The organism is Photobacterium sp. MCCC 1A19761, assembly GCF_037389125.1.
Lineage (GTDB): Bacteria > Pseudomonadota > Gammaproteobacteria > Enterobacterales > Vibrionaceae > Photobacterium.
In genome coordinates this window covers 75,716-100,867 of the sequence record NZ_JAZGTF010000023.1, presented here as the reverse complement: position 1 = coordinate 100,867, position 25,152 = coordinate 75,716, and the positions used below count along the sequence as shown (strand labels likewise).

The following is a 25,152-nucleotide window of genomic DNA, read 5'->3' as shown; positions in this document are numbered from 1 at the left end:
TGGCCTATACTTAGGTATTTGTAATGGAAATAAGTTTTGGTCAAAAGAAAAGCACCTTGGCGTGCTTTTCCTGTTACTCGTGCTATTCCAGTTATTCGTGCTATTTGTGATAGTGCTGGTCAATACAGGCTTGAAAATCAGACAGGTCTTGTTGACGGACCGTGAAGCGGTAACTCAGGTTTGACGCTTTGAGTTCAATATGGCCCTGATCTTGTTTCAACAGGCGGGTAAAAACATCAAATGCTTGTTTATCGCTGGTGCCGCCCAGAACGACCAGCCGACTGACGCTGTACTGATTTTTGTACTTCCGCCAGTTGGCTGTAAAGATCTCAACAGGCTGACCGCTGCGGTAATAACCAATGTTTTCAAATCCACTTCGATGTGAACTGGCTGTTTTTAAAGCGATATATCGCTGCCGGAGAGGGTTCTCCGTGATCAGCGCCAACTGCAGGTTACTTTCAAACTGCTGCTGCTCGTTTTTGGTGAGGTGGTATAAGTCCAGTCGACAGCTTTGCTGACTGAGCTCGGTCGTACTGGTGGGCACGATTTTGGCCAAGGTTTGGCCTGAGAAAAGAATGGCACAAGTGATCAAAAAGAGTTTGTGAAAAAGAGCGATAGGTTGCATCTGACTTCATCCTTGTAAACGACAACGACTCAAGGTTCAGTCAAAGCATAGATACTATCTAAGTTGCTGAGTGTCTCATTTCATAAACAGTCCGTGATCTCGGTTTTTTCAGTATCAGGGGTTGTAGATTTTTGCTTTCACCATCCGGCGGTACTGGCTGGGCGTCATGCCAAACTGCTGCTGGAAGCGGGTCGAAAAATGATAGGCATTTTTATAGCCGACTTGCTCGGCCACATCCTGGGTCGACATCCCGAAGTCACGCAACAATTGCTGTGCCGATTCCATGCGAATTTTTTGCAGGTATTGGTGCGGCGTCTGGCCTACCTGATCACTGAATTTCCGATTGAAACTGCGGAGCGGGATCCCGCATTGTTCGGCGATTTCTCTGGCTGTGATGGGCTCAGCGATATGCCGCTTCATCCAGTCCTGCGCCAGTGCGATGGACTCATCAAACTGAAGCTGGCCGCCAATTTGGTAAAACGGCTGCTGGGTAGACTTGGAGATTTCATGGCCATAGTGGGTTTCGATAATCGCGGCAATTTTTTGTCCGAAATGTTCGGTGATCAGATAGAGGATCATCTCGGTTTGCGAGTTGATACTGCCGGTACAGAACAGACCGTTTGCAGCAGTGATCGAGGCTTGCCGGTTTAAGCGGATTTTCGGGTAACGTTCGGCAAACTTATCGTAGTAGTACCAGTGGGTGGTCGCGACCTGATCATCCAGTAATCCGGTTTCGGCCAGCCAGATCACGCCGGTCCCGGTGGCCACGAGTTGTGCTCCTTGTTGGTATTGGCGCTTGAGCCAGGGGGCAATCGCCGGCGTATGGCGCAGGGAAGCGATCGGGTTTCCCCACATCGGCGGCAGAATAATAATGTCGAAGATTTGCAGGCTGCCAAAGGTGGTATCGGGCTGGAGTTTCAATCCCGCAGAAACGGGTGGCGGCGTCAGGGTCGATGCAATCACCTGAATGTCAAAAGGCTTCTCCCGCTGAAGCTGACGTGGTCGAAGGCTCGCGGCGCTACTGAGCATCTCGGCAGCCAGTGAAATGCCGGTAATCAATGCTTTGTCGTACAGCACAAATCCAACTTTCATGAACTTTTGCCTGCCTGGTTGGCCTGAATTTAAGTAATTTTGGCATATTTTTGAGGTGAATGAACAGTGTAAATCATTACCCTATAGCCATCTTTACGAATTGATGCAGGTACAACATGGCGAAGTTACCTTTGATTGTCGGGCTTGGTGGGATGAATGCCGCGGGTCGCAGTTCCGGATTTCACAGCTACAAACGGATGATCGCCGAAGTGCTCCCGGCGCAAGAGATGGCCGCGACCTGGCAGGATTTGGCGCGTCGGATGGGGCTGTCGGAAAGTGACGATGTCACGCCAGAGCTGATTGAAGCGATCAAAGCCGGAACGCTTATTCGCCGGATTGATTCATTTGACCCGGATCAGGTGCGACAGCAGTATCAAGCCCAACTGACCGGGGGGGATGAGCACATTGAGTTTACGCTGCGCAAATCGAAATTGCCGACCCGAATTCCGGACAACTGGCAACTGGAAGGACAAGGCAGCCGGGTGAAGATCACCGTCCACGGCGAGCTGGGTGCGTTGCTTGAGGATAGGACAAGCTTTCCGGTCACCAGTGGCGGTAACATTCCGGCCGGGTTTGATCCGGGCAAGTTGTACAACTCCCGTCACCACCCACGTGGCCTGAAACTGAGCGTTTATGGGGCTTCGGACGCACTGAACTCCCTCGGGGTAGAGTGGCGTGACGTGCTGAGTCATATCCGCCCGGATGAAGTGGCTGTGTATGCAGGCAGCGCGCTGGCACAAATTGATGATCAGTCGCTCGCTGGCATGCTCGCCGCACCGCTGACCGGGGGGCGGGTTAGTTCGAAAATGATGGCGCTGTCGTTTGCGGAAATGCCTGCGGATTTCATCAATAGTTATGTCATTAACAGTGTGGGCTCGACCGGCACCAATATGGGGGCTTGTGCCACGTTTCTTTATAACCTGCGCCAGGGGATGCGGGATATCCAGCAGGGCCATGCCAAAGTCGTGATCGTTGGTAATGCGGAAGCGCCGGTCGTCGCCGAGGTGATGGAAGGGTTCCGGGTGATGGGCGCATTGGCGGAAGATGAGCAGCTTAAAGCGCTGGATAACAGTGAAACGGTGGATAACCGCCGCGCCTGCCGACCGTTCTCCAGTAACGCCGGGTTTACCATGGCCGAATCGGCGCAGTTTGTGGTGCTGATGGAGGATGCGCTGGCGCTGGAACTTGGGGTCACGATTTACGGGGCTGTGGCGGATGTGTTTATCAATGCCGATGCCAACAAGAAGTCGATTTCTGCCCCGGGAGTCGGGAACTATGTGACCGTTGCCAAGGCAGCGGCGCTGGCTCAGGCGATTCTTGGCCCGGAAGGGGTCAAGCAGACCTTTGTGCAGGCTCACGGCACCGGCACGCCGCAGAACCGGGTGACGGAAAGCCATATTCTGAACGAGGTGGCGAAAACCTTCGCCATCGACCAATGGCCGGTGACGGCGATTAAATCTTACGTCGGCCACTCGATGAGTGTGGCTGCCGGCGATCAGCTGATTGCTTCGCTGGGGGTATGGCAGTACGGCTGGATCCCGGGGATCAAAACCATCGATCATATTGCCGACGATGTACACCAGTCACACCTGAATATTCTGACCGATCATGCGTTCGCCGGAGAACGCGGTGAAGACTATAAAGCGGTGATCATTAATGCCAAGGGCTTTGGTGGCAATAACGCTACGGGTCTGGTGCTGTCACCGGCGCAAACCCTGACCATGCTGGAACACAAATATGGTTCGGCAGCGCTACAGCACTACTGGGATAAAAACCTGAGCGTCCGTCAGCAGGCAACGGCCAATGATCAGGCAGCTTGTGCCGGACAAGAGACGATCCGCTATCACTTCGGGGAACATGTGATGGATGAAAGTGCGGTGACACTGACTCGGGAATCGATCGCGTTGTCTGCATTTGAGCAGGCGATTGCTTTGCCCCAGCACAATCCTTATGCCGATTACAGCGAGTCCGGGCAAGGTTAAAATATCTGCAACGAATCGCGTCTGAATAGGAATCTGCGCTTATTTCCCTATAATGGCTGGATAATCAGGCAGCATGGGCTGTTAAGTGTTCATGCTGAAGCCTGTCAGATACCGGTTAGGTAAAGGGAGAGATTCATTGGCGAATATCATGCTGGTCGCAAACCTCAATTGCGATCGTGTTCTGACGCTGGATAAGCCGCTGTCACCCGGCGGCCGTCATCATTATCAGGACGGCGGTCGCCGACTGGGCGGTGGTGGTGCGAATACCGGCCTGGGATTGATCTGGGCCGGACATCAGGTTGCCCTGGTCAGTCAGGTCGGCAAAGACGACACGGCGGACTGGTTGCTTGCCGAGGCAAGTCTGCAAGGGCTCAATTGTAGTCTGTTACATCGTCACGATGTGGCTACCCCGGAGCTATTGCTGGTGATGACTCCCGATGGTGAGCGAACCATTATCCGTCCCCACCGACCGCCGTTTATTCTCGGCAATCCCCCTGATTTTTCCCGCTGGGATGTGCTCTATTTCAACTCTTCCGCCCAAGGCTGCGAAGCATGGGCACAAGCGGCGATGCCAAAATGTCTGGTTGTGGCGCAACTGGCCAAAGATGAGCGGCTTCGCCCTTGTCATGTCCTGATTACCTCAAAAGATGACTGGCAGGGACGCTCTGATTTATCCCCGTGGCAATATGCCCGCCGGATTGCCGGTGAGAGCTTGCAATATTTCGTGATGACCGACGGTGCTAACGGGGCTGTGGCGTATAGCGAAGGGACAGAAGTCGAGATTCCCGCAGTGCCTGCGGAAGTGGTGGATACCACCGGTGCCGGCGATGCGTTTGCAGCCGGTTTGATCCATGCCCTGATCAGCCAGAGTCAGATTCAGACCGCATTGGAAGAAGGGGCGAAATGGGCGGCTTGCGCGGTGAGCACATCAAGCTCAACGCCAGGAGAAGCACTCAAACAGCAACTCAGTCTTTCTTTGTCTTCGGGGAACTAACCGGCCCCGGCAGGGAATTACTGGGCCGGGGCAGGGAAGGATGGATTGAGCTGAGCTATTTCAGCGTGACTCAGTAGCCGTAGCGGGTGGCTTCGAAATTATTCAGCAGGCGATGCACTAAGTAAGTTGCAAGCAGGGTCACAATAATCGCAAACACAATACAACCGATTCGGTACAGTGCGCTGAACATCAAATCATTGGTCGGTGTCAGGTACTGACCAAACAAAATTCCCAGCGTGGTCAACGCGCCAAATCCAACCCCGGATCCGCTGGCTTCCTTGACATGCAAATAGCTAAACAGCATGGTGCCGATCCACAGCAGCGGGATCACCAGCAGCAGGAGACTGGACCAGTCATATAGGAAGAGCTGGCCGACCAAACCAAACGCCACCCCGAGAATTGTGCCCATGGCTCGTTTTCTCGCCGAGCCCAGTGCTCCGTTCCAGTTCATCGGAAACAGCAGCAAAATCGTGGTTGCCTGAGCCGACATGGAATCGCTCAAATCCAGAACCTGAAACACCAGAAACGAGAGTGTTGCCAGTGTGGCACCCAGTAGCGCTTCATGCCGCATCCGGTGTGATCCCTTCGGCTCGGTCGAGCGTGGCGGTGGCTGACGAGGCTCCGCATCCGGGATCAAAAAAGAGACCAGATAAGCGATGATCACCGACAGCGTGCCGGCCAGCAGGTTTCCGACAATCAATTCATTGAGATCGACATTCGGGTAGCTGGCAAAATGGAGCATGATGCTCAGGCTCAGTACGCCCGTGGCGCCGAACAGGAACAAGCTGCCTTTGGACATACAGGCGAACTTGTATAAGAACAGGCCGAAGACGATCAGGGTCATCAGCCCCGGATGGCTGCCGAACAGCCCCCCAAGGATCCCGACTTCCAGCGCACACACCACCCCGGAAGCAAAGAGCTGCCGGGCGGCGTGCAGCGACATCACCGGTACCATGCCTAGTAACAGCATCGGTAACACGGTAAAGAAAACCCCGTAATTCCAGCCGAATATTTTACTGATGGTGAACCCCAGCGTTGCGCCGCAGGCGATCCGGACGCACTGGCGCAGATCATTTTCGGATAATGGATGATCCCAAAGCCGCATGGTGCCTCCGGTTAGTAAATGTAGTGCAGGGTGCTCAGAAACTTAATCTGGGCAAAAGCCAGCCATGACAGCAAACTGCCGTCCGGAACCAGCTGTACTGTGGCCCGTGCGCCAGCCGGTAGTGGTTTTTCCAATGTGTCTTGCATCGTCAGATGCAGACGCATTCGCTGCGCATCGCGAACCCAGCGGTTGGACTCAGTCGGTGTTGCCAGGTTACCGTCGGCGCTGAACTGACCGCTGCTGACCCCCGCGTCAAGGCTGCTGATTTCAGCCGTATACACAGTGCCCGGTTGGCTGTCGAAGGCAATCAAGGCTCTGCTGTGCTGATCAAAATGACGCAGGCTCTTCTCCCGGAAATCGGCAATGATATCCAACTTGGTATCCACCAGGGCTACCAACGGCTTCCCGGCGGCGGCATAGGTGCCCGGTTCCAATTGCAGGTTGGTGATCACCCCATCGTGGCGGGCTGTCACCTGAGTGTACGAGAGATTCAGCAGGGCTTTTTCAAGCTTGTTCTTGGCGACGCGGATATTGATGTTGGTGTCATCCTCGGCACCACGATTGACTTTCAGCTCTTTCAGGCTGGCTCGTGCAGCAGTCAGATCGGCTTTGGCGGCGGTTGCGGCGCTGATGGCGTCATCACGAAGCTGGCGGGAAGTACCGTTTCGCTGAAAAAGGGTATTCAAACGGTTGGCTTCACGGACTTTCTGCTCAGCAATAATTTCACTGGCGGTCACTTTGGCCTCAGCAGCCGCGATAGATGCATCCAGTTGATCGTTGTTTTTGATGGCTTGGGCCAGCTGTAAGCGGGCTTCGGCAACGGCCAGCTCAAACGGCTGCGCGTCGATTTCAAATAGCACGTCACCTTGTTTTACCGGTTGGTTGGTATGGACATAAACCTTGCTGACCGGGCCATTGACTTGGGGCGCGACCTGGGTGACCGTGCGGGTTGCCATCGCTTGCGGCGTCAGCGGAACGGCCAGGTCAGCCACGAGAAAATAGGCGAAAGTCAGGACAAATAGAATGATGCTGTGTTTGATCCAGCGGGCAAATTTCTGATCAGGTGTCATAAAAAGATTACTTCTCCGTCTGTACGTCGTTGTTATTGTTCGGTGTGGGTGTTGAGCGTGTTTAAGGCGTTTCCGGCAATCAGTTCCAGCGTGCCACTTATCTTGACCAGCTCGTCATCGCTGATCCCGGTCAGTAAACTCTGCCGTATTTGCAGGATCCGGGTTTCCATCTGCTTGAGCAGTGCGCGTCCTTCGTCGGTCAGGCTGACTATTCGGGCGCGTTTATCATGCTGACAGCAGTGGCGGGCGATCAACGACTGCTCTTCGAGTTGTTTTAAGGTGCGCATTAAAGACGCCAGTTCAATCTCAAGCGATTCTGCCAGAACCTTCTGACTGACGCTGTCGCCCAGTCGTTGCAACTTCCAAAGTGCAGTCCAGCGCGGGTGGGTGAGCCCCAGCGGGGCTAACTCCTTGTCCGCGACCATTTTCCAAAGGCGGGCAACCCGCGCCAGCTGCTCAGCGAGCGATAAGTTTTGCAGCAGATTGATGTCCTTGACCATGAGAGACGCCTTAAATACTTAGCAAGCTAAGTAATATACTTTAGTTAGCAGGCTAAGTAAATGGTCGTGATGCGTGTCACAAAATAGTGCTTCGGGTGGGATGGGGAGCAAAGGTTGGATATAGGAAGCTGTTTCAAGTTCCAGTCAGTTTCCGGTATTCACGAGGCAGAGATTGCCTGGGTTGCACAACTTCATCAAAGTTATCTCACTGATCATAAAGGGTTTTGTTTGTGTTATTGCATATGCGGTCTCGTTAAATTGAAATGCCTACTTTGTGCGGAGTATCTGGAACTGATATTTACGGTTTGGTGATCTAACTAGCTGAAAAATAGTCAAATTGTGGCTATAGTGTGTGAAAAGAAGTGGTGCGGTAGCTGCGTGAAAGCGAGCATGCTGCATTTATGTTCATGACTCAGAATTAGCAGAAAAATAAACTTGGTAGGAATATATTTATGTATAAATTGACAGCGCTATTAAATTTAGCTTCAAAGACAGCATATTTATCTGGAAACAATAATTGCGTTGGTACGTTTTCACATAATGAAATGTATAACATCGCAAAGGGTACTGATGGCTTATCTCCCACTTCACCTTATGTTCTTTGGGCTAATTCATTAAATTCGATCGCTGACTTTGAGTTTTGTGTATTCTACAGTGAGTCGGAAACAGAAGTATTAGATAGGGCTACACGATATGCCCAAAAAATGGGGTGCACAAGCATTGATAAGGGCAGGGTTACTTTAGCTGTTGAGCGAGAATAAACATAACAAATAAGGATACGTGTCGCGCAGCCGACACTTCTATCCGGGTGTTGGACAAGCCCGGACAGCCTTATTAAGTCAATTGCTCGATTGGGGGTTGTTGGGCGTTGCGCCCGCGTCTTTCTTCAGGGCGAGCGCAGCCTGGAAGTGATCACGCTGTGTTTCACTTCAATGGGTTACCGCCTGAGTTCGGTTATGCGTTGGCTTTCTCCTCGTTGGGGGTAAGTGCCATTCTCCTCATTCTGTGTGCCTTTTCCGGCTACCACGGCCGGGTGATGACGACACAAGCACATGGTATGCCGACAGCTTGGGCAGTCCCGTGTTGCTTGCTGTGGTTCTGTGTTCATTGGGGCCCGTCCTGAAAAACGCCATATCTGTTGATGCCATGATTTTTGGTGTATGGCCGAGTTTAGCCAGGTCTCGGGCCCAGTAATGAGAGGCACCGCAGGCTTCCATCCCGATAATTGCTGGCGGGATATTGGCAAACGTCGAGAGAACTTTCGATCGTGGTATTGTTTTGTGGATCAAGACCTTGCCTTGGTGATCCTCACCGTGGATACTGAAGCTATGTTTGGCTAAATCAATGCCATAGACGGAATGTGACATGGTGGCCTCCGGTAATTACGTGATTAGATTTACCAAGTGTGGCAAAGCCTGATGAGGGGGAGTCCATGTCATTCGTTATATGCCAATAATACTAAGAGAGAATGTGGATGTTTCTACAGTCAAAAATGATAAAACTCAGACCACTTGACGTTGATGACACTGATGAGTTTTATCTGTGGGCATGTAACCGAGAAGTGACCCAGTTCAGCATCTCATCCTACTCTTACCCGAAGTCAAAAACCGACATATCTAAATGGTTGGCCGGAATAAACAACGATTCAAAGAGTATTTCGCTTGGTATTACTTGTGGTGAAACCGGTAGGTTGATTGGATATGCCGGTATCGCTTCTATAAGTACTCTAAATCGATGTGGTGAGTACTTCATTCTTATTGGTGACAAGGAGTACTGGGGCAAAGGTATAGGTACAGAAGTAACCAAGTTAGTGACCGACTACGGTTTCAAGGACTTGGGTCTTCACCGGATAGAACTAACTGCATATGCCACAAATCCATCAGCAATTAGAGCATATGAGAAAGCGGGTTACGTTCATGAGGGCGTGAAAAGGCAGTCGGGATATCGCAACGGTCAGTTTATTGATAAAGTCCAAATGTCAGTTCTTTCGCATGAGTGGGTTGGCATATAACCAGCAAATTTATAGGGACAGCCAGGCTCGGGCCGCGAGCGTCCCAAACCTGTCTGCCCATGATTTGGGCGTTAAACTTATAGGAGAATAAAGTGATAAAAAGGATTGTGTTATTAAGCATTTTTATGTATGTCGGGCCTGTTTTTTCTAAAGGTATTTGTGATGTTTCAGAAGTGAAATATCAGGAAGCATTTAATGAGTATCGAGAAAATGGAAGTGTAAGTTTTATTAGAACTATGTTAGAAGGAGGTAAATTTTCATCAGATGAAAAAGCTCTAAATCAGAGCGAGCACTTTCAAAGAATTGAATCATCATTTGGAGATGTTGGAACTACATCTGTTATAATTAAGAAGTCATTAGGTGACAGGTCTTGCTTTATTTCATCAATATTGGAGTATGAATTAGGGCCAGTTTTCATGTCTCTTATGTATTATAAAACTTCAAAAGAAATTATTGTTTCCTCATTTTCTTTTCAAACTGAAGCTGAAGTTATTCTATCCTCAAATGTTTTGTTTCAAGATTGATGGGAGTGTTGCTATGATTAAATATATGGTTTTAATAGGTGGGATTTTTTTTAGTGGCTCTGTTTTATCACAAGATTTTTGCAGTGTTGCAGAAAAAGACTTTAATCAAGAATTTAATGTATATAAAAAAGATGGTAATGCTGCTTTCTTGAAGAGTATGGTTGCTGGAGGTCCATTAGAAACGGATACTAGTTCATTAGAGAAAATGAAAATATTGACTATTGTTGAAAAATACCTTGGAAATATAGAATCATTGTCTATTTTTAGCAGAAAACAATTAGGAAATAAGACATGTTACTTATCTGCGGTGTTAGAATATCATGGTGGGCCAATATTGGCATTTATTACTTATTATGATGCTCCTAATAGTCCGACAATTACTTCGATTAATATTGAAACCAATATTCAAAAAATGCTAGCAGAAGGTTTTTTTACACAATAAATTTAATACATATAAGTTTCTCGGTGTCAAGGGATAAATCGAAGCCGTTGACGGCGGAGCAGCCAATATTTCTGAAGAATAAGGCTGTCTACTTCGCCAGGGTGAGAATACGTATGTTCTCTTTTTGAACAGCTGTGAGTTCCCTCGGGCTGGTTGAGTAATCATTAGACACCTCATGCATTTCACACCTGTGTCAGATGGTTAAAAATCAATCTTTTTGTAGATCCCAACGTGCCTTTTATGTGGTGAGTTTACAACTTGTTAACTCGCGCTCTCACCCTGCATAGAACAGATGGTGACATGGTGGCTTCCGGTAATTACGGGATCAGACTTACTAAGTGTGGCAAAGTCTGATGAGGGGGAGTCCATGTCATTTGTTAGCTTTTGTGATTAAGTTTCAAGGAATGAGCAAATAATGTATAAGCGTTTTGTTGTTGACCATGTAAATAGGCAATCCGGCGTTAACCAAGGAATACTCGGCGCTGCGTATCGCCTTAGTCGAGAAGAGAAGCTGAACGGCTCAGCCAAACTCGAGCTAGATAGCCATCTTGAATGGTTAGAGGATGCCTTTGTGACACCAGAGATCTTTGATAAGCCAGAAAATCTTAAGGGTGTATGCTGGTTCAAAAACTCGCAAGTTGAAATTATTGACTGTGTAAGAACTATCGTGCCTCTTGTTGAAGAATGTGGCTTAGCTGTTACTGAGTTAACATCAGCATCTCCTGGCAATATCATTTATGAAGATGAGTTTCAGATCGTGGCAATACCCGAGTAGCAATGAAGTTAAAAAGCTAACTAACAAATCATGGGCAAGCTGGCCTGGGCCGCAAGCGTCCCATTTTTGTTTGCCCATGATTTAGGCGCTATGCGCACCAAAAAAGAAGCTTTTATAGAAGGAATTATAGGTGGACGATTTTTACATCGATCAAAAAGGATTGGCAGCATACTATGAGATTCAATGGCTTGATAAACTTCGCCTAAATGGAGTAACTGAACAGTTAGAGAGTAAATCTAGGCATGTTCCTGAGTCATTTATTTATTCAACGCATACACAAAGCGTTGCTCAGTTTATTATTGAGGCACTCGAAGCTGAAAATATCGCTCCTAATAGCGCATTAGAGGTGGGACCTGCTTTAGGAAGAAATAGTTTCGAATTAGTTACTAACGTTCCCACCATTAGTTCTGTCACGGTTGTTGAACCATCTCATCGCTTACTATCAAATTTCAAACAAATAATTATCGAAGGTGCTAAGTGTCAGTTCCCATATATCAAGAGTTTGAATGAACTGGGTTATTTGGACTTTGATGCATCATCAATAGCAAAAGCCTGTGATCATGTAGCATTCACTTTGATAGAAGCTCCTTTTGAGCATGGGCTGGTCACCAAAGAATTTGACTTAGTCACCTGCCTCAATGTGCTGGATCAATGTGAATCCCCCAGAGCTATAGTGGATGCATTGATGGATGCAACAGCTTTGAATGGCGTGCTGGTTTTATCATGCACTTATCAATGGAGCAAAAAGCATCTGAAAAATGAAAGCGAAGCAGTCGATGACATTAACGACTACTTTGGTGTGAATTGGGAAAAATTATCTGAAGACGAAATTGAGTACAAAATCAGATTTAATGAACGGTATTCGTTACTCTTCCTTTCTCATGTGGTCGCTTACAAAAAAGTTGGTCACTAACGTTTGGTGCGTGCGGTGGCAGCCTGATCAGAGGCCATGTCATTCGTTATTCGGTAGGAGAGAAATCATGGTCCCAGCAGCAGTTCTTGTTCATGTTCCCGACGTGACGAGAGGGCTTGAGTGGTATAACACAGCTTTTCCTGAAGCAGTTCCAATCTATCATCCCGACTTCGATTTCACCGTTCTCGATTTAAATGGCTTTTCCTTAGAAATCGTCCAAGCAGATGAAAAGGTAGGTGTAGGTAAAAATGGTACTGTCATCTATTGGTCTGTTAATAACCTATCAGCCGCCTTAGCTCGCTTTGAAGCACTTGGTGCGTATCTTTATCGTGGTCCAATAGAAATCGAAAATGGGATTTTTATGTGCCAAGTTGAAGATCCATTTGGAAACTTAATTGGTCTACGTGGGGCAATCACGTAATACATATGAGCCCTCTAGGTATCAAGAGGTAAAGCGAACGCGTTAGCTGTGGAGAAACCAATATTTCTGAACGCCATCGTGCTGTATTTTTTAACACTTATCAACTGCTCCCTGAAAACGAGATCAAGTTATTCTATCAAATTCGAAATGATAAGGACGTTACGTGGAAATCAGATTCGGAAAACGATCAGATATTGGGCAGGTCACCGATATCTTCAATTACTACATTGAACATACCAATGCGCGCTTCGAAGAGATGCCGCTATCTTATGAAGACCGTCAAGCGTGGTTTTCTCAGTTTGCCGGCGATTCCAAATATCAAATCTTTGTGGCGGTCGAAAACGGGATACTTTTAGGCTTTGCATGTTCTCAGCCCTATAGAGCAACGCCTGCATTTGAGGATACGGTTGAAGCCACAATTTATCTGGCGCCCGAAGCTAGGGGCAAAGGACTCGGGTCAATTCTGTATTCAATGTTGTTCGAAGCGTTGGGTAACCAAGGCGTTCACCGGGTTTTGTCTGGTGTCGCACTGCCTAATGATGCCTCATTAGCACTTCACAGATGTTTTGATTTCAGGGAAGTGGGGGTGTTTCAAGAGTACGCGAAGAAAAATGGCCAGTACATCAGTTCGATGTGGCTGGAAAAGGCGTTGGACATTGAATTCTCATCGACGTGAATTTCCAACAATGATGAAGCTATGATTTTCACGGTGATTTTGTACTTGATCTTCGTGGGTGTCGCTTCGTTCATTGATGTTAACTATCTGGGAAGCGGTGGGCTACCCGTCACGATGTATCTGAAACATTGTTTTTTGGTTGCAGTCATCTTTCTTGTGACATCTAGATACAACCGAAGAAAAGTTTACCGCCCGGAAAACGGAGAGAATAGTAGCGTCTGTAACACCTGTGAGGTTTGGATTCACAAGTCGGGTGCTGGATTGCTGCGCAGGACGAGGTGAGGAAGATATTGCAGGCAAAGAAAATGCCGCAAGTATCAGGCTTGCGGCATTCTTGAATTACTTCTTCAGTTTAGTGATTTTCGCCCGGCTTTTATTCAGCACGGCCCGGCGAAGGCGCGCCCGGCGCTCGGCGTCAGACTGCTCGCTCGGGTTGTTGGTCCGGCCGCGGCGGTCACGGAAAGCTGGCTTGGAGTGCATTTTCTCCAGCAGGGCGTCACGGCTTTTCGGCTCATAGCCGGCCAGCTGGATCCGGCGAATCTGCTGTTTGATCAGGTTTTCAATCTGAACCAACGTCAGCTCTTCCTCGCGGCTCACGAAGGAGATTGCATGACCTTGCTGACCCGCACGGCCTGTGCGGCCGATGCGGTGAACATAGTCTTCTGCCAGGAACGGCATGTCGAAGTTCACGACGTGCGGCAGCCCCTGAATATCCAGACCGCGGGCAGCAACTTCGGTTGCAACCATCACACGAGCTTTCCCTTCTTTGAACTCATCCAGCGCGCGGCGACGGGCGCTCTGTGCTTTATCGCCGTGACACAGCACCGCTTTGATACCGTCTAGTTTCAGCTCTTGGACCAGCTCGTTGGCGGTTTCTTTGTAGTTCACAAACACCAGCACTTGTTGCCAGTTTTTCTTGCCGATCAGCTCTGACAGCAGTTCGCGCTTGCGCTCCTGGTCGACCGGGTAGACAACATGCGCCACGGTTTCGGCAGTAGCGTTTTCCGGGCTGACCGAGATACGTTTTGGTTTGCGCAGAATTTCATTGGCCAGTTTGTTCATCTGGCTGGAGAACGTGGCCGAGAACAGCATGGTTTGCGGCTGGCTGCGGATGTCGCTCATGATCATCCGGATATCGGCGATAAAGCCCATATCCAGCATACGGTCAGCTTCATCAAAGACCAGGAATTCGAGGTTGGCCAGGCTGACATTGTTCAGATCCATATGTTCCAGCAGGCGACCAGGGGTCGCGACCAGGATATCCACACCCTGCTCCAGCTTTTTCTCTTGCGACGCCATTTTGGTGCCGCCGTAAATCGCGGCGACTTTGAGGTCGGTGTACTTGCTGTAGTCTTCAATGTTCTTGGCGATTTGGGCAACCAGCTCTCGGGTCGGCGCCAGGATCAGCGCGCGGGCATTGAAACGGCTGCTTTGTTTCGGGTTGTCGAGGATCTGCTGGATAATCGGCAGCGAGAACGCTGCGGTTTTACCAGTGCCGGTTTGCGCGTTGGCAAGAATATCGTGTCCGCGACGAGCGTGTGGGATCGCTTGCTGTTGGATAGGGGTTAATTTCTCGTAGCCGCACTCATCGAGCGCGCGCACTATATCCTGAGAAAAGTTTTGTGATGCAAATGACATTCTTTGTTCCTAAAGCAGACGGCTGAGCCTGACAAAATTATGGTGGGTGATTATAGAGGAATAATTGCAGGCTGTGGGGAGAATTTCATGTGATTGGCTGATATTTACCCGTATTAACTGCTTTTGGTGGCTTATTGCTGCGGATTGCGGTAAACCAACGGGCTTGGTGGATTACCCGGATGGTTGTGACTGCAACCGGCTGAAAATTTAGTAATTGTAAATGAGATCACTTCTCAACTGCATAGATTTCGGTACCATTCGGGGGCGTTAAGTCAAAGGATAAGCATGATGGATGTAAGTCGTCGCGATTTTTTAAAGTTATCAACTGCTATTGCTGGTGCCATGGTTTTGCCGGCCTGTACGTTAAATTCGGCCCGCGAGACAAAAGACGGGTATTTTTATGATATTACCGCGGAGCCGGCGACGGCGGAGCTGGTGCCCGGATATCAGACTGATGTGCTGGGGTTCAGCGGACAAATCCCGGCCCCGACGATCCGTTGTCGTCAGGGGGAAAAGGTCACCATTCGTTTTACCAATAAACTGGATGAGCCGACGACGATTCACTGGCACGGGTTGCGGATCCCGATTGAAATGGACGGCGTCCCGTTCCTCAGTCAGCCGCCTATCATGCCCGGAGAAACCTTTGTTTATGAATTCACGCCGCCGGATGCCGGCACCTTCTGGTATCACCCGCATATGAATAGTGTGGTTCAGCTGGGGATGGGCTTGGTCGGCGCGATTGTGGTCGAAGAAGCCCGACCGGTTCAGTTTGATGCCGAGCAGGTGATGCTGCTCAAGCACTGGCATCTGGATGCGCAGGGGCGCTGGAAAAAGCTGATGGTGCCAAGACTGAGTGCCCGAATGGGGACGCCGGGGGAGTGGGGAACCGTGAATGGCAAACATGAGCCGACTTATGAGCTGCCACAACATGCCATGACGCGTCTTCGACTGGCAAATGTGGACAACACCATCACTTATCCGATTGCGGTTGAAGGGGCACAAGCCTGGATTATTGCGATTGACGGCAACCCGATTCGTGAGCCGATGAAGCTGGCGCAGCACAAAATTGCGCCGGGAATGCGCCTAGACCTGGCGGTTGAAGCCCCGGCGGCTGGACAGCAGTTCCAGGTGGTTCAGATGAAAGGGCGGTTTGGGTTCCCGCTGGCAAGTTTCCGATCGGTGTCATCGACACTCCAGCCGGGGAAACCGGTTCCGGCGTTGCCGCTGAACCCAATCCCGGCGCCGGATCTGGCCAATGCCGAAGAACTGCACTTCGTGTTTGAATGGGAAGGCGCGGTTACCCCGGCGAGCAATGACGGTAAATCGGTGCCGAAATTCTGGCTGATGAACAAGCGCGCCTGGGAAGGAATGAGCAAAGAGAATATCCCGGCACCGCTGGCCAGCCTGAAACGAGGGAAAACTTATATTTTTGATCTGAAGAACGTGACGCAGTATCACCATCCGATCCACCTGCACGGCCACACGTTTACCGTGCTGGAAATGGATGGCAAGCCGGTGACACCGTTCCATACAGACACGGTGTTACTGGGGAAAAATGGTCATGCCAAAGCGGCGTTTGTGGCCGATAACCCGGGTCGCTGGATGTATCACTGTCATGTGATTGAGCACATGAAAACCGGCCTGATGGGCTATATTGAAGTCGTTTAGTCGGCGTCGATGCCGGATACGAAAGCAGATCGGTGAAAAGCGCGGCATTTGCAGGCTTTATGCTGATTCTGGTGATGTTCCTTTCGAACGGACCGTGAAAAGCGGTGGTATCCGGTATATACTGTCGGCCGGTCAGCCCAGCGGAGCGCGCTCGGGCTGAAAATGCGAATGAGAAGGTAGCCGCATGAATTTAAAGCAAGAGCTTCAGCAAATGAACAACCGTTTAGACAAGTTACGTCGTAAGCGTGCTGGAGCGAAAGAGCGGGGCGACGAGGCGATCGCCGCGCAAGCAAGTAACGAAATCGAAACGCTGACCAAGAAACTCACCAAGGTGAAAAATCAGCAACGACGCCAGCTGTCGAAGCAGGAGTCCGATGTGAAGTCACTGCCGTTTAAACGTGCTCTGACAAAAGCCGAACAGGCCGATATGGGGAAACTGAAAAAATCGGTGAAAGGTCTGGTGGTGGTTCACCCGATGACTGCGCTGGGTCGCGAGATGGGTCTGTCGGAAGTGACAGGTTTTGCACCGAAAGCGTTTTAATGCTCTGTTAAGATCATCAGGCAGCGTCAGAAGTTAGGCTTCCGGCGCTGCTTTTTATTTTGGATACTGAGCAACGGGTCGCCGAAGTGTCGTTGGTCGCGGTGGCTCATTCGCTTAGTATTGTGTCCAAACACTGTAGTGAACAAGGAATCATTGAATGAAGCTGGCAGTTCTGGATCAAGCGTTGTTTGATCACCTGTACCAAGATATCCGTGAATTTCGGACAACTTTTGATCTGGATATCGAAACCCCGTCCAGTCTGGATGAGCAGGCTGATACGCTGCACACCTCTCTGGCCGTTGAAGAGATGACTGAGCTGGCAGAAGCAGATTCTTTAGTTGAGCAGGCGGATGCGATTGTCGACTCAGTCTACGTGCTGATGGGACGCCTGGTGCACCTTGGGGACAAGCGCGTTGAAGACAACATCGGGATCAGTTACCTGATTGATCTGCTGTTGCAAATTGCGCAGCGTCTGAACTTTGACTTCGTGGCTTGCTGGGATGAAGTGCACTCAAGCAACATGAGCAAAGTGTGCCGGAACGAGCAAGAATATGCTGATACGGAAGCGCACTATGCCAAGCAAGGTGTTGCGCTGATGGCTGCGAAAAAAGGCGAGTACATTATCGCCAAGTGTGCAAAAGATGTTGACCTGGACGGAAAAGTGATTCGTCAGGGCAAAGTGCTGAAGTCGGTCTATTATCGCCCGGCCAATCTGGTACAGCTGGTCACCCAGTAACCCAGTAACCCAGTAACCCTGTTCTGGGGCCGGTTCAAACTCAGCTGCGGTATCTCTCAAGCGCAGCTGAGTTTCGTTTCTTTGCTTTAGCTTGCTCACAAAAGTCCGTACACTACGAACCTGATTTTTCTTAACCATCAGGTTTCATGGGTTCTACAATTTCTAATCATTCCGTCAAAACTTTCCCGGGCTTGGGCCGTCAGTTGTTCAACATGACGTGGCCGATGCTGTTCGGGGTGCTTTCCTTAATGAGTTTCCAACTGGTCGACAGTGCCTTTATCGGGCAGCTTGGCGTATTACCGCTGGCGGCTCAGGGGTTCACGCTGCCGATGCAAATGGTCATCATCGGGCTTCAGGTCGGTTTGGGGATTGCGACCACTTCTTTAATCGCCAGAGTGCTGGGTGCGCAGGACACCACCCGGGCCAAGCAGTTGGGCGGGTTGGTGGTGCTGGTTGGGGCGCTCAGTGTGTTCCTGATTTGCGTGCTGATCTGGCTCCTGCGTGGTCCGATCCTGTCGCTGCTGAGTGCGCCGGCGGATGTGTTTCCGGTGGTTGACCAGTACTGGCCAGTTTGGCTGATGAGTGCCTGGACCGGGGCCATGCTTTATTTCGCTTACAGCTTATGCCGGGCGAACGGCAATACCATGCTGCCGGGCATTATGATGATGGTGACCAGTGTACTGAACATGGTGCTTGATCCGTTGTTCATCTTCCACTGGGAGATGGGTCTGGTCGGCGCGGCCTGGGCAACGATTGCCGCTTTTGGCGTTGGTTTACTGGTGGTGTTCCCGTTGGTGCTGAAACGGCACTGGATGAGCTTTCAGTGGCAGGGACTGGCCGTCGGTGACTCGGTGCAAGAGCTGGTCCATATTATGGCGCCGGCGATGATGAGCCAACTGCTGCCGCCATTGTCGTCGATGCTGGCGACCAAACTGGTGGCCGGATTCGGGGCGGCGACGGTTGCGGCCTGGGCATTGGGCTCGCGCCTGGAGTTTTTCTCGATTGTGGTGGTGCTGGCCCTGACCATGTCGATGCCGCCGATGGTGGGCCGCATGCTGGGCGCGAAAGAAATCGATAAGATCAAAGCTTTGGTCGGTATTGCCGTCAAATTTGTCCTGATCTGGCAATTGGTGATTGCCACTATTTTGTTGGTCACGTCACCGGTTCTGACGGCGCTTCTGACCAGTGAAGCATCGGTCAGTGACATTCTGTCGATCCATCTGACCTGGGTGCCGATCAGCCTGGGGCCGCTTGGGGTCTGCATGCTGATGGTATCGATTTGTAATGCTTTGGTGTTGCCGATGCGTGCCTTGCTTATTTCTGGTTTGCGGCTGTTTGTGTGCTTTTTGCCACTGCTCTGGCTCGGCGCGCAGTTAGCCGGGATCCAGGGCTTGTTTTTGGGTGCGATGCTGGGAAATATTGCCGCCGGACTGACGGCCTGGGTGCTGTATCATCAGGGGATCCGCAAGGCGAGTGCGAAATATTGTGCTGAAGAGCCGGTTTAACCGGTGCGGTTGTCCCATCGATTTTGCGCCCGGTTCTGCCGGGCGCTATGCTATCGGTGGGACTTGTTGAGAGAAATATCAGAATTGAGCGATACCAGAGTCAACAGCGGCGACGTTCCTTGCTATCATTCAGGCTGAAAAAACGTTCAGAAATAGGATCTTGAGTTCATGGGCACATTTACCATCGACAATAAAACCATGCATTTTGTGGACAAAGGGGAAGGGCCGGTATTGGTCTTCGGCCACAGTTACTTGTGGGACAGCGCCATGTGGGCACCGCAAGTCGAAGCGCTGAGCCAGCACTACCGCTGTATCGTGCCGGACTTCTGGGCGCACGGATTGTCCGATGCAGCACCGACTAAAACTCGTAGCCTGCGAGACTATGCCGATGACATTCTGGCGCTGATGGATCACCTGAATATTGAAAAATTTTCAGTCATTGGACTTTCCGTCGGCGGGATGTGGGGCGCAGAACTGGTGCTCAAAGCCCCGGCGCGTGTTCAGTCGCTGGTGCTGATGGATACGTTTATCGGCTATGAACCGGAAGTCGCCCGGGATAAATATTTCGGCATGCTCGATACCATCAACGAACTGCAATTTGTGCCTGAGCCGCTGCTGGATGTGATCCCGCCGATGTTTTTCTCGCGCAATGTCCGGGAAACCAATCCAGAACTGTTCGCGCAGTTTCGTCAGCAACTGGCTGAACTGAAAGGGCAGAAAGCGGTGGATATGGCGGCGATTGGCCGGATGGTCTTTGGTCGTCGTGACACCTTTGATGACGTCGAACAACTGACCTTACCGACCTTGGTAATGGTTGGCGCAGAAGACGGTCCGCGTCCGCCACTTGAATCCCAATTGATGCATGATGCGATCGACGGCAGCCAGTACACGATCATCCCGGCTGCGGGTCATATCAGTAACCTGGAGCAGCCGGATTTGGTAACGGCCCGGTTAACTGAATTCCTGGCCGAAGTGCTCGGCTGAGCCTGAACCTTTGCTGTGGCCGGTTAGGCCAAGCCAGTCGTGAAAGCAGGCACCTCAGCGGATCACAGCCTGAGGTGCCTGATATTGCTGAATAAAAGCAATCGAATGCTGGTTAAACTCATCCGGTCGTTCGACATTGCAGACATGGCCGCAATTTTCTAACTCGGTCAGGTGACTGTGCTTGTGCTGCTTCACCATTTCCTTGACCGGCTTAATGAACATATAGTCATTGCCGCCCATGAGATACAGGGTTGGGATGGCCAGCTCTTTTTCCTTGAAGTATTTCATCAACGGATTCACATCCGCCGCCAGTTTGAACCAGCGTTTGAACTCTTTTTGACACAGCTTGCGGGCTTCCCTCACAAACAACAGGCGCGACTCTTTTTGCGTGCGTTGCGGCATCACCACATAGGCAAACAACTGATACAGCCACATGTACGGAATGATGTGTTTGCACAGGTTCCCGCCTTTCACCAGCAGCTGCGAGCGGGTATTCAGCCGGGTGACCGCGCCGCCCAGCACCATGCTTTTAACCCGATCCGGCGCCAGCTCGGCCAGGGTGCGGATGATGATGGTACCCAAAGAGATCCCGACAAAATGTGCCGATTGGATTTTGTGATGGTTAAGCACCTGAACAATATCCTGAGTCACCGTTTTAAAGGTATACGGATTTTTCATCATGTCCTGAAACATGGTGTTGGACTTGCCGTGTCCGCGGAGATCCAGCAGCAATAAATTGAAATGTTGTTTGTAGGCTTTGATCTGTTTGAACCAGATGGAAGAGCTGCCGCCGGCACCATGAACAAAGACAACCCAGTCCTGGCTGGATGGGTGGTGGTATGTTTTGTGGAACAACAGGGTATCTGACATTGGGGTCCTTAACTTTTCACGGCGATGCAACATTGAACGCAGCCGGAAAAGTTTAGCACAATCAACGAAGCAGTTTTATGTGTGATCGAGTGTATATGCGAAATGGCACCAGCCCCCGTGTCAGAAAGACGGGGGCTGTGCGTTGGTTGGGGATGTTATAAAACCTGAATGTGATCGACTTCGATTTCCGGCGTCCGGCCGCCTTCATATTCCCCGAACAGGCGTAACCGGGTTGAGGCATTAATAGCTTGCGGTAGCTGAACATGGTCATCGACTTCGACCTGAATCTCGCCGGTGGCGTCGCTGAAGATATAGGTATCGGCATTGATTTGCTTGATCAACCGGCCTTCAACGACCGCATCTCGCTCGGCTAACATGCCGGTATCTTTCAGTAACTCCGAAACCGTCACGATTTCCACCGGGCCGGCGTAAGTGAGTGTTGGTCGATGATCCTGGTCGGCCAGCACCAGAGCTGGGGTCATGATAGTGGCGGCAGTCAGGGCAATAATGGTCTTTTTCATGATGTTCTCCTTGGGTTGATGAGACCATTAAATAACAGGGGAACTGAATGAAACGTGAGGCATCAATTCATCCGGGGTTCATCCGGGCCACCAGCAGGCTTATCACCCGGCGCTAGTCAATGGATTGAATATTTGATTGACAGCCGAAGGGATAGCGATTACGTTGAAACCATGAAGACATTATTTAACCAACAGCGAATTATTATCATCATTCCATAGGAGTGGTGGGTTGCTGTTGTCAGAATTTCAAAACCCGCCCAGGAGGCGGGTTTTTTCATCACTGCATCTTGGGCCCAACTGAATGAGGCAGTGATGAGTACATCCCAAAACAATCCAGTCAGCGCAGATGATGCAAGTGCCAAGTCGGCCGCTCAGGCGGTTCAGGCGGATCAGACCGACAGTCAGTCTTTTTCTTTTGTCGATGCAGAGCACGCCGTGCTTGATTTCTGGCAAAAAAATCAGGTGTTTCACCAGTCACTCCGGCAAACGCAGGACAAGCCCGACTATGTGTTTTACGACGGTCCCCCGTTCGCGACCGGCTTACCGCACCATGGGCACTTGGTTGCGTCCACCATCAAAGATGTGATCCCGCGTTATTTCACCATGAAAGGTTTCCATGTGCAGCGCCGCTTTGGCTGGGACTGCCACGGTCTGCCGATCGAGCACGAAATTGATAAATCTTTAGGGATGTCGGCCAAGGAAGCCGTTGAGAGCCTGGGGATTGCCCGCTACAACGATGAGTGTCGCGGCATTGTGCAGCGTTACACTCGCGAGTGGGAGAAAACAATCACCCGGCTAGGGCGCTGGGTCGATTTCGACAATGATTACCGCACCATGGAACCCTGGTATATGGAGTCGGTGTGGTGGGTCTTCCAGCAGCTGTGGGACAAGGGACTGGTCTATCAGGGGGAAAAAGTGGTGCCGTTTTCCACTGAGCTTTCTACCGTGCTGTCGAACTTCGAGGCCAGCTCCAACTACAAAGATGTGCAGGATCCGGCGGCCACCGTGCTGTTCAAACTCGCCGATGAAGACGTGTATCTGGCGGCCTGGACCACCACTCCCTGGACGCTGCCATCCAATATGGCGCTCTGTGTCGGTGGCGACATGACTTATGTCAAAGTTCACGATCGTGAAGCCGGGGTTACCTTCTGGGTGGCTGAGTCACGCCAGGAGGCGGTGTGCCACCATCGCGATGTCGAAGTGACCGAACGTTGTGTGGGCAGCCAGCTGGCCGGGAAGCGCTATCAGCCACTGTTTGACTATTTCGCCGACATGGCGCAAGAAGGTGCGTTTCAGGTCCTGGCCGATGACTTTGTCTCGACCGACAGCGGAACCGGGATCGTGCATATGGCACCGGCATTCGGGGAAGACGATCAACGGGTGGCGAAGGCCCATGGTGTGACCGTGTCACCTTGTCCGCTGGATGAACGGGGGCGGTTTACCGGGGAAGTGCCGGATTATCAGGGGCTGTATGTGAAGGATGCCGATAAGTTGATCCTTCAGGCGCTGAAGTCACGCCAGCAACTCTATCGTCAGGAAACGCTGGTTCACAGCTATCCGTTTTGCCCACGCTCAGATACGCCGATCATCTACCGGACGGTACCGTCCTGGTATATCCGGGTCGAACAAATGCGTGATGCGCTGGTGGCAAATAATAACCAAATTAATTGGGTGCCGGATCATTTGCAGCAAGGCCGGATGGGGAAATGGCTTGAAGGCGCGAAAGACTGGGCCGTGTCGCGCAATCGTTACTGGGGTACACCGATCCCGGTCTGGATCAATGATGAAACCGGGCAGCAGCGCTGTATTGGTTCGCGTGAAGAATTGCAACGTTATACCGGTGTATTGGTTGAAGATCTTCACCGTGACCATGTCGATGAACTGACGTTCACGGTTCCCGGTGAGCCTGGCGTTTATCGCCGGATTGATGAGGTGCTGGACTGCTGGTTTGAATCCGGTGCGATGCCGTACGCGCAGGTGCATTACCCGTTTGAGAACAAAGAACAGTTTGAATCGAATTTCCCGGCTGCTTTCATTGCCGAGGGGGTCGATCAAACCCGGGGCTGGTTTTATACGCTTCAGGTCCTGAGTCAGTGTCTGTTCGGCCAACCGGCGTTTAAAAACGTCATCGTCAATGGCATCGTGATGGCCGAAGACGGCAAGAAAATGTCGAAGCGGCTGAAAAACTACACCGCGCCGGACATTCTGATGGAGACTTACGGCGCCGATGCGCTGCGTCTGTATCTGATCAACTCTGGTCTGGTCAAAGCCGAAGAGCAGCGTTTTACCGATGCCGGGGTGCAGGAGATGGTGCGCCGGGTCTTGCTGCCGTGGCTCAATGGCTACAAATTCTTCGCCACTTATGCCGAGCTGGACGGCTGGCAATGGTGCGAGTCTGCGCAGGACAGCGAGAACATTTTGGATCAATGGATCCTGTCCCGCTTGCAGACGCTGACCCAGACGGTGAATGACGAGATGCAGCAATACCACTTGTACAATGTGGTCCCAGCACTGTTTGATTTTATCGAGCAGCTGACCAACTGGTATATCCGCCTGAATCGTTCACGCTTCTGGGAGGCCGGGATGAGCCGCGATAAGGTGCAGGCTTACAGCACCTTGTTCCGCTGTTTGGACACGTTTGGTAAGCTAATGGCTCCTTTTGCGCCGTTCCTGTCCGAGCATTTGTATCAGGGTCTCAATGCGTTTCGCAGTGAGGCGGATGCGCCGCTGTCGGTCCATTTGTGCGACTATCCACAAGCAGAATCGGCTTTGACCAAACCCGCATTGGAGGCGTCGGTGACTCGCCTGCAACATCTGGTAGCGATGGGTCGACAAAAGCGGAATGATCTGAAAATCAAAGTAAAAACGCCACTGAGCCGGGTCACGGTGCTGCACAAGAAAGCAGACGTGTTGGCCGATGTTCAGCAGCTCTCGTGTTATATCCAGAGTGAGCTGAACGTGAAGCAGGTCGATTTTAGTGAAGAAGAAGCGGCTTACATTGATTTCTATGCCAAACCGAACTTTCCGGTGCTCGGCAAACGGCTGGGCAAAGCGATGAAGCAATATACCCGCTTGATTGAAGCGCTGACCGACGCGCAGTTGGAGCAGTTGCAGGAGCAGGGAAGCATTGAATTGGCGGGCCAAACGTTTACCGATCAGGAGATCGTCTTGTATCGTCAGGCCAAGCCGGGGACCCATGCCGTCTCCAATCGCTTTATCTCGCTGGATGTCGATCCCGAGCTGACGGAAGCATTGATCGCTGAAGGGGCAGTGCGTGAAGTCGTCAGCCGGATCCAGAAACTACGGAAACAGTCGCAGTTTAACGTGGACGATCGGATCCGGGTTTCTCTGCATGCGCCAGCACAACTCGCGGGATGGGTGAAGCGTCATCAGGATTATCTGACGGCAGAAACCCTGACTCAGGAGCTGATTTTCAGTGAGTCGCCGGATGCACAATCAGTGTCGTTCAAAACTGAACACGGCCAGGTTGCGATTTCGGCTCAGGTGTTGGGTGACAGGGCTGAGTAACTGAGGTTCTAACAGGGGGTGACAGGTTGGT

General features: G+C 51.1%; 24 protein-coding genes and 1 pseudogene. 16 read left to right on the top strand and 9 right to left on the bottom strand.

Annotated features, from left to right (window positions below; translation table 11 throughout):
• Window positions 1-100: 100 nt before the first annotated feature.
• Window positions 101-625 (bottom strand): hypothetical protein, encoded by a 525-nt coding sequence (locus VV869_RS18530; RefSeq protein ID WP_337736392.1) that lies wholly within the window; start codon window positions 623-625, stop codon window positions 101-103.
• Between the two features lie 114 nt (window positions 626-739).
• Window positions 740-1,717, bottom strand: a complete 978-nt coding sequence (locus VV869_RS18525; protein ID WP_337736391.1) for a GlxA family transcriptional regulator — start codon at window positions 1,715-1,717, stop codon at window positions 740-742.
• Between the two features lie 116 nt (window positions 1,718-1,833).
• Here VV869_RS18525 and VV869_RS18520 point away from each other — a divergent pair, with 116 nt between their 5' ends.
• The gene (locus tag VV869_RS18520) at window positions 1,834-3,699 is read left to right on the top strand and encodes a beta-ketoacyl synthase (protein ID WP_337736390.1); all 1,866 of its coding nucleotides are present in this window, start codon (window positions 1,834-1,836) and stop codon (window positions 3,697-3,699) included.
• 136 nt (window positions 3,700-3,835) lie between these two features.
• On the top strand, window positions 3,836-4,693 hold the full coding sequence (locus VV869_RS18515) for a PfkB family carbohydrate kinase (protein WP_337736389.1): 858 nt from the start codon (window positions 3,836-3,838) through the stop codon (window positions 4,691-4,693).
• 70 nt (window positions 4,694-4,763) lie between these two features.
• Here the strand turns inward: VV869_RS18515 and VV869_RS18510 are convergent, their stop codons facing one another.
• Genes VV869_RS18510 through slyA form a run of 3 tightly spaced genes read right to left on the bottom strand, consistent with a single transcriptional unit; the run spans window position 4,764 to window position 7,368 of the window.
• Entirely contained in the window at window positions 4,764-5,798 is a 1,035-nt protein-coding gene (locus tag VV869_RS18510) for a DUF2955 domain-containing protein (RefSeq protein WP_337736388.1), read from the bottom strand.
• An 11-nt stretch (window positions 5,799-5,809) separates the two neighbouring features.
• Window positions 5,810-6,868 (bottom strand): HlyD family secretion protein, encoded by a 1,059-nt coding sequence (locus tag VV869_RS18505; protein ID WP_337736387.1) that lies wholly within the window; start codon window positions 6,866-6,868, stop codon window positions 5,810-5,812.
• Window positions 6,869-6,900: 32 nt separating this feature from the next.
• Window positions 6,901-7,368, bottom strand: a complete 468-nt coding sequence (gene slyA, locus VV869_RS18500) for a transcriptional regulator SlyA (RefSeq protein WP_337736386.1) — start codon at window positions 7,366-7,368, stop codon at window positions 6,901-6,903.
• 452 nt (window positions 7,369-7,820) lie between these two features.
• On the opposite strand from slyA, the gene VV869_RS18495 reads away from it, so the two are divergent.
• The gene (locus tag VV869_RS18495) at window positions 7,821-8,129 is read left to right on the top strand and encodes a hypothetical protein (RefSeq protein WP_337736385.1); all 309 of its coding nucleotides are present in this window, start codon (window positions 7,821-7,823) and stop codon (window positions 8,127-8,129) included.
• 378 nt (window positions 8,130-8,507) lie between these two features.
• Here VV869_RS18495 and VV869_RS18490 read toward each other — a convergent pair.
• Window positions 8,508-8,735, bottom strand: a pseudogene (locus VV869_RS18490) (IS110 family transposase); the annotation flags it as partial.
• Between the two features lie 107 nt (window positions 8,736-8,842).
• Between VV869_RS18490 and VV869_RS18485 the strand changes: the two are divergent.
• The 7 genes from VV869_RS18485 (at window position 8,843) to VV869_RS18455 (ending at window position 13,130) form a co-directional block, all read left to right on the top strand.
• The gene (locus VV869_RS18485) at window positions 8,843-9,379 is read left to right on the top strand and encodes a GNAT family N-acetyltransferase (RefSeq protein ID WP_337736384.1); all 537 of its coding nucleotides are present in this window, start codon (window positions 8,843-8,845) and stop codon (window positions 9,377-9,379) included.
• A gap of 92 nt (window positions 9,380-9,471) precedes the next feature.
• Complete coding sequence (locus VV869_RS18480) at window positions 9,472-9,903, top strand: hypothetical protein (RefSeq protein ID WP_337736383.1); 432 nt, start codon at window positions 9,472-9,474, stop codon at window positions 9,901-9,903.
• Between the two features lie 13 nt (window positions 9,904-9,916).
• Entirely contained in the window at window positions 9,917-10,345 is a 429-nt protein-coding gene (locus VV869_RS18475) for a hypothetical protein (RefSeq protein WP_337736382.1), read from the top strand.
• Window positions 10,346-10,760: 415 nt separating this feature from the next.
• Window positions 10,761-11,120, top strand: coding sequence for a hypothetical protein (locus VV869_RS18470; RefSeq protein WP_337736381.1), 360 nt, complete (start codon window positions 10,761-10,763; stop codon window positions 11,118-11,120).
• Between the two features lie 130 nt (window positions 11,121-11,250).
• Window positions 11,251-12,033 (top strand): methyltransferase domain-containing protein, encoded by a 783-nt coding sequence (locus VV869_RS18465; RefSeq protein WP_337736380.1) that lies wholly within the window; start codon window positions 11,251-11,253, stop codon window positions 12,031-12,033.
• 67 nt (window positions 12,034-12,100) lie between these two features.
• Window positions 12,101-12,454, top strand: a complete 354-nt coding sequence (locus tag VV869_RS18460; RefSeq protein WP_337736379.1) for a glyoxalase/bleomycin resistance/dioxygenase family protein — start codon at window positions 12,101-12,103, stop codon at window positions 12,452-12,454.
• Between the two features lie 163 nt (window positions 12,455-12,617).
• Complete coding sequence (locus tag VV869_RS18455; RefSeq protein WP_337736378.1) at window positions 12,618-13,130, top strand: GNAT family N-acetyltransferase; 513 nt, start codon at window positions 12,618-12,620, stop codon at window positions 13,128-13,130.
• 339 nt (window positions 13,131-13,469) lie between these two features.
• Here the strand turns inward: VV869_RS18455 and VV869_RS18450 are convergent, their stop codons facing one another.
• On the bottom strand, window positions 13,470-14,768 hold the full coding sequence (locus VV869_RS18450; RefSeq protein ID WP_337736377.1) for a DEAD/DEAH box helicase: 1,299 nt from the start codon (window positions 14,766-14,768) through the stop codon (window positions 13,470-13,472).
• A 288-nt stretch (window positions 14,769-15,056) separates the two neighbouring features.
• Here VV869_RS18450 and VV869_RS18445 point away from each other — a divergent pair, with 288 nt between their 5' ends.
• From VV869_RS18445 to VV869_RS18425, 5 genes are all read left to right on the top strand, one after another.
• Window positions 15,057-16,436 carry a multicopper oxidase family protein gene (locus tag VV869_RS18445; protein ID WP_337736436.1) on the top strand — a complete coding sequence of 460 codons (1,380 nt, stop codon included), beginning with the start codon at window positions 15,057-15,059 and terminating at the stop codon, window positions 16,434-16,436.
• A gap of 184 nt (window positions 16,437-16,620) precedes the next feature.
• Entirely contained in the window at window positions 16,621-16,977 is a 357-nt protein-coding gene (locus VV869_RS18440) for a YibL family ribosome-associated protein (protein WP_337736376.1), read from the top strand.
• Window positions 16,978-17,134: 157 nt separating this feature from the next.
• Window positions 17,135-17,713: a nucleoside triphosphate pyrophosphohydrolase family protein gene (locus tag VV869_RS18435; protein WP_337736375.1), complete on the top strand. Its 579-nt coding sequence runs from the start codon at window positions 17,135-17,137 to the stop codon at window positions 17,711-17,713.
• A gap of 146 nt (window positions 17,714-17,859) precedes the next feature.
• Window positions 17,860-19,218 carry an MATE family efflux transporter gene (locus VV869_RS18430; protein WP_443147337.1) on the top strand — a complete coding sequence of 453 codons (1,359 nt, stop codon included), beginning with the start codon at window positions 17,860-17,862 and terminating at the stop codon, window positions 19,216-19,218.
• A 168-nt stretch (window positions 19,219-19,386) separates the two neighbouring features.
• Entirely contained in the window at window positions 19,387-20,202 is an 816-nt protein-coding gene (locus tag VV869_RS18425) for an alpha/beta fold hydrolase (protein WP_337736373.1), read from the top strand.
• A 54-nt stretch (window positions 20,203-20,256) separates the two neighbouring features.
• Here VV869_RS18425 and VV869_RS18420 read toward each other — a convergent pair whose 3' ends face one another.
• Window positions 20,257-21,072 carry an alpha/beta fold hydrolase gene (locus VV869_RS18420; protein ID WP_337736372.1) on the bottom strand — a complete coding sequence of 272 codons (816 nt, stop codon included), beginning with the start codon at window positions 21,070-21,072 and terminating at the stop codon, window positions 20,257-20,259.
• A gap of 155 nt (window positions 21,073-21,227) precedes the next feature.
• Window positions 21,228-21,593 carry a YgiW/YdeI family stress tolerance OB fold protein gene (locus VV869_RS18415; protein ID WP_337736371.1) on the bottom strand — a complete coding sequence of 122 codons (366 nt, stop codon included), beginning with the start codon at window positions 21,591-21,593 and terminating at the stop codon, window positions 21,228-21,230.
• A gap of 312 nt (window positions 21,594-21,905) precedes the next feature.
• On the opposite strand from VV869_RS18415, the gene ileS reads away from it, so the two are divergent.
• On the top strand, window positions 21,906-25,121 hold the full coding sequence (ileS, locus tag VV869_RS18410) for an isoleucine--tRNA ligase (protein WP_337736370.1): 3,216 nt from the start codon (window positions 21,906-21,908) through the stop codon (window positions 25,119-25,121).
• Window positions 25,122-25,152: the final 31 nt, after the last annotated feature.

Excerpts from the sequence above, each read along its gene's own strand:
- VV869_RS18530 (WP_337736392.1), bottom strand. The coding sequence starts at position 625 with ATGCAACCTATCGCTCTTTTTCACAAACTCTTTTTGATCACTTGTGCC.
- VV869_RS18525 (WP_337736391.1), bottom strand. The coding sequence starts at position 1,717 with ATGAAAGTTGGATTTGTGCTGTACGACAAAGCATTGATTACCGGCATT.
- VV869_RS18520 (WP_337736390.1), top strand. The coding sequence starts at position 1,834 with ATGGCGAAGTTACCTTTGATTGTCGGGCTTGGTGGGATGAATGCCGCG.
- VV869_RS18510 (WP_337736388.1), bottom strand. The coding sequence starts at position 5,798 with ATGCGGCTTTGGGATCATCCATTATCCGAAAATGATCTGCGCCAGTGC.
- VV869_RS18505 (WP_337736387.1), bottom strand. The coding sequence starts at position 6,868 with ATGACACCTGATCAGAAATTTGCCCGCTGGATCAAACACAGCATCATT.
- slyA (WP_337736386.1), bottom strand. The coding sequence starts at position 7,368 with ATGGTCAAGGACATCAATCTGCTGCAAAACTTATCGCTCGCTGAGCAG.
- VV869_RS18495 (WP_337736385.1), top strand. The coding sequence starts at position 7,821 with ATGTATAAATTGACAGCGCTATTAAATTTAGCTTCAAAGACAGCATAT.
- VV869_RS18485 (WP_337736384.1), top strand. The coding sequence starts at position 8,843 with ATGTTTCTACAGTCAAAAATGATAAAACTCAGACCACTTGACGTTGAT.
- VV869_RS18475 (WP_337736382.1), top strand. The coding sequence starts at position 9,917 with ATGATTAAATATATGGTTTTAATAGGTGGGATTTTTTTTAGTGGCTCT.
- VV869_RS18470 (WP_337736381.1), top strand. The coding sequence starts at position 10,761 with ATGTATAAGCGTTTTGTTGTTGACCATGTAAATAGGCAATCCGGCGTT.
- VV869_RS18460 (WP_337736379.1), top strand. The coding sequence starts at position 12,101 with ATGGTCCCAGCAGCAGTTCTTGTTCATGTTCCCGACGTGACGAGAGGG.
- VV869_RS18450 (WP_337736377.1), bottom strand. The coding sequence starts at position 14,768 with ATGTCATTTGCATCACAAAACTTTTCTCAGGATATAGTGCGCGCGCTC.
- VV869_RS18445 (WP_337736436.1), top strand. The coding sequence starts at position 15,057 with ATGGATGTAAGTCGTCGCGATTTTTTAAAGTTATCAACTGCTATTGCT.
- VV869_RS18440 (WP_337736376.1), top strand. The coding sequence starts at position 16,621 with ATGAATTTAAAGCAAGAGCTTCAGCAAATGAACAACCGTTTAGACAAG.
- VV869_RS18435 (WP_337736375.1), top strand. The coding sequence starts at position 17,135 with ATGAAGCTGGCAGTTCTGGATCAAGCGTTGTTTGATCACCTGTACCAA.
- VV869_RS18430 (WP_443147337.1), top strand. The coding sequence starts at position 17,860 with ATGGGTTCTACAATTTCTAATCATTCCGTCAAAACTTTCCCGGGCTTG.
- VV869_RS18425 (WP_337736373.1), top strand. The coding sequence starts at position 19,387 with ATGGGCACATTTACCATCGACAATAAAACCATGCATTTTGTGGACAAA.
- VV869_RS18420 (WP_337736372.1), bottom strand. The coding sequence starts at position 21,072 with ATGTCAGATACCCTGTTGTTCCACAAAACATACCACCACCCATCCAGC.
- VV869_RS18415 (WP_337736371.1), bottom strand. The coding sequence starts at position 21,593 with ATGAAAAAGACCATTATTGCCCTGACTGCCGCCACTATCATGACCCCA.
- ileS (WP_337736370.1), top strand. The coding sequence starts at position 21,906 with ATGAGTACATCCCAAAACAATCCAGTCAGCGCAGATGATGCAAGTGCC.